The sequence below is a fragment of the Sporosarcina sp. USHLN248 genome (genome assembly GCF_037144575.1).
Taxonomy (GTDB): domain Bacteria; phylum Bacillota; class Bacilli; order Bacillales_A; family Planococcaceae; genus Sporosarcina; species Sporosarcina contaminans.
Genome location: NZ_JBBCZC010000138.1, coordinates 1 through 223, shown reverse-complemented (window position 1 = coordinate 223; position 223 = coordinate 1). Strand labels below are relative to the sequence as shown.

The 223-nt window shown below is 42.2% G+C and carries 1 protein-coding gene; it reads right to left on the bottom strand.

The window, feature by feature from the left end; all coding sequences use genetic code 11:
- Positions 1-223, bottom strand: a 223-nt coding sequence (locus WFH04_RS18470) for a DDE-type integrase/transposase/recombinase (RefSeq protein ID WP_336825750.1), incomplete at both ends; no start/stop codon positions are given.

Sequence of the window (223 nt, the reverse complement as noted above, 5' to 3'; positions counted from 1 at the left end):
ATGCAGGATACAGTTTTCAGGCAGCTCTCCCAATTGTTCTAAGGTATCTAGAACGAAGGCAGTATCCTGTGTGGAACCAATGGTGTATGCCACGATTTCTCCATTATACAGGTCCTTAATACTCGAAAGATACATCATAGATTGCCCAAATGGCAAGTACGTAATATCGGTCACTAACTTCTCCAAAGGCTTCTCAGCTACAAAATCACGGGATAGGATATTC